Source organism: Muribacter muris, assembly GCF_001038205.1.
In the GTDB taxonomy this organism is placed as follows: domain Bacteria; phylum Pseudomonadota; class Gammaproteobacteria; order Enterobacterales; family Pasteurellaceae; genus Muribacter; species Muribacter muris.
The window spans coordinates 1-2,725 of record NZ_JWIZ01000115.1 but is presented as its reverse complement, the minus strand read 5'-3'; the positions used below and the strand labels follow the sequence as shown (position 1 = coordinate 2,725).

Annotated in this window: 1 protein-coding gene and 4 pseudogenes; 3 read left to right on the top strand and 2 right to left on the bottom strand. The window is 37.5% G+C overall.

What is annotated here, in order from left to right; translation table 11 throughout:
* Positions 1-142: 142 nt before the first annotated feature.
* Both RO21_RS13805 and RO21_RS12675 read left to right on the top strand, forming a co-directional pair.
* Positions 143-301 (top strand): annotated as a pseudogene (locus tag RO21_RS13805) (integrase core domain-containing protein); the annotation flags it as partial.
* A gap of 68 nt (positions 302-369) precedes the next feature.
* A pseudogene (locus RO21_RS12675) lies at positions 370-889 on the top strand (IS1595 family transposase); the annotation flags it as partial.
* Between the two features lie 672 nt (positions 890-1,561).
* Here the strand turns inward: RO21_RS12675 and RO21_RS12670 are convergent.
* Both RO21_RS12670 and RO21_RS13670 read right to left on the bottom strand, forming a co-directional pair.
* Positions 1,562-2,180, bottom strand: a pseudogene (locus tag RO21_RS12670) (IS1595 family transposase).
* Between the two features lie 106 nt (positions 2,181-2,286).
* Positions 2,287-2,415 (bottom strand): hypothetical protein, encoded by a 129-nt coding sequence (locus tag RO21_RS13670; protein ID WP_277619737.1) that lies wholly within the window; start codon positions 2,413-2,415, stop codon positions 2,287-2,289.
* A gap of 90 nt (positions 2,416-2,505) precedes the next feature.
* On the opposite strand from RO21_RS13670, the pseudogene RO21_RS13190 reads away from it, so the two are divergent.
* Positions 2,506-2,725 (top strand): annotated as a pseudogene (locus tag RO21_RS13190) (IS1595 family transposase); the annotation flags it as partial.

The window sequence follows — 2,725 nt, the reverse complement described above, 5'->3', positions numbered from 1 at the left end:
CAAGTATGCTGAAACAAGCAACGACAAGGCTTACTAGGTCCAATCTGATATTACATTCCGATCAAGGTTGGCAATATAAAATGCCAGGCTATTGAGCGATATTAGAGACAATGACATTATGCAAAGTATGTAGAAAAAATGAAATTGTTTGGATAACAGGGCAATGGAAAACTTTTACGGACGGCTAAAAGCCAGATGCTCTTTCGACAGACAATTTAAAACTTTTGCTAAACTTGAGCAACTATTCACAAGTATATTCATTAACTACAATAATGAGCGTATTCAAGTGAAATTAAAATGACTAAGTCCTGTGAAATACAGAACTCAGTCCTCAAATTAAATCAGTCTAACTTTTGGGGTTAGATCATATACTATTTTCATCGTTTATGCCTACTTATCTATCAAAATAGCCAACATTTGAAAATTTTTGAGGGTGAAATTGAAGTAGACGGAAGCGACTTTGGTAATGCTCGTAAAGGAAAACATGGCCGTGGAGCAGCGGGTAAAATCTCTGTATTCTGGCTTCTCAAGCACAATGGTAAGGCTTATACCATTACCGTACCGAAATACTCAATCAGCCACGCTACTGCCGATTATTCGAGAGCAAGTGAAGCCAGACAGTATTGTTTGCATCGATACTTACCGTAGTTATGATGTACTTGATATCAGTGAATTTAATCATTTTTGTCTCAATCACAGCACATATTTTGCTTAAAATTATAACCACATTAACGGAATTGAGAATTTTGGGCGCCAAGCAAAACGCCATTTACGTAAATTTAACGGTATTCCAAAATCACATTTTGAGCTTTATTTAAAGAAATGTGAACGGCGTTTTTTACGGTACTTAAAATATCGAGTTTCCATTTTAAAACAATTAGTTAAGAGGAGTCCTTACTCTAAATCCAACTCTGCTGCAGTTACTCCAACCTCTGCATCAAAGGCCGCAATTAAGTTCGGTCACTTCGCCCTCTCTTTATCTTTCCGAGGTAGGTTTAAGTAAGAGGTACTATAATAGATCAACTTTCTGCAACTATGCTCTCCTAAATCTGGCTTCAAATTGCATCAGCGATTAATATCCCAACGCAGAATGAAGCTAGATTGTAATAATCATCAATATCGCAACAGCATCTGCTTTGTGTAGCAAATCGGTATTGTGGGTGCTTTTCCAATTTAGGACGGAGGAAAGACTGCTCAGTTATGCCATTATCTGTATCAGCACATTTGCCCGCGTGATTTTGTCTATGTTGCATATTAAATGCCAGCAAACAGGCTTAAAACTGCCAACTGGCACACTACAGTCAGTATGAATATTCCATTGTTCAGATTTCGGTGATATATGGCAAGGCGTGAGGGTATTGCTTTGAAATCGACACATTAAGTGCGGGGGCGTGGTGAGGATACGAGCGCCCAGGCTTGGATATAGTATGCAATGTTGCTATTTTTCTACAGTTATTCACTTTATTCTATAGTTAATCACTTATATTTTTCTTATAAATCAGAAGAATATATAAAGTGATTAAAAATAAGGGGCTGTAGTAGATTAGCCCTAAATATCACACTATTTGCGTAACGTGTTTAGTTGTGCTTTTGGTGTCCCAAAGTTAAACCGAAATTCACATGCCTCAAGAATAAGGGGAAGTTTTTTCGGTTTATTCCGTTGTATTTTCGCAGCACGCATTTCGCCTGACTCCAAAAATGTTCAATACCGTTAATATGATTTTCACGCTCAACAAAAGTCTCTGAATGGTTGATGCTTTCGTGCTGAAATTCGCTGACATCTAACGCATCATAACTGCGATAAGGATCGGTATAAACCCAACTGTCAGGCCTGATTTTCCTTGTCATAACAGGCATTAGCGTTTCTGCTTTGGTATTTTTTTAACCACAACGGTAAACACCGTTCCTTGACGTTTTAGTAAGCCAAAAACTGCGACTTTTCCTGCTGCTCCCCGACCTCGTTTACCTTTGCGATGACCACCGAAATAACTCTCATCAACCTCGATTTTTCCTTCGAAAATGTCTTGTTCTTCAAGGACGATATGATATGCGATGACGAGTCTAATCTTATGGGGTACTGATTCTTTTTGCATAACTAGAGAAGAAATAATTTGGTGCGAAAAAAATGCGAAGAAGCTAGGAACTGCAAGGCTCTTCGCATTTTTGGTTTTGAATGTTATGCAAAAAACAAAATGGGCAAAAATGGTTGAAAATGGGCTATTTTTGCGAAACTTTTTGCATAACTTTAGGTGGGTTTTGAGCGGTTTTTAAAACGGCTTTAAAATTTTAAACTAGGCTTTTGCCAATATGCACCACTTGCCCGATGATTTGTAGATATTCCGCTTCGTCTTGGGGAATAATGATAGGTTCGTACTCTTCTCTATTATCGCTGTAAACTAAAAAATCCACCTTCATATAAGGTAGTTTTTAGTTATCAATAAAATAAATATTACCACATTTAATTTAGGTGCTGTAGTAGATTAGCAATAATGCCATACTACAAAAATGAAGATAACTCACTGTAAATTAAAGAAAAAAGTTCAGCTAAGACTGCTCGATTTTTTTGCAGAAGTGACAGCAAGAACAGCGGCTAATGTGTTTGACATTCAACCGAATACCGCGGCACTGTTGTACCACAAGATTAGACTCGTCATCGCATATCATCTCGACTTTGAAGAACAAGACATTTTCGAAGGAAAAATCGAGGTTGATGAGAGTTATTTCG

Coding starts and splice junctions, on each gene's coding strand:
- RO21_RS13670 (WP_277619737.1), bottom strand. CDS start 2,415: ATGAAGGTGGATTTTTTAGTTTACAGCGATAATAGAGAAGAGTACGAA.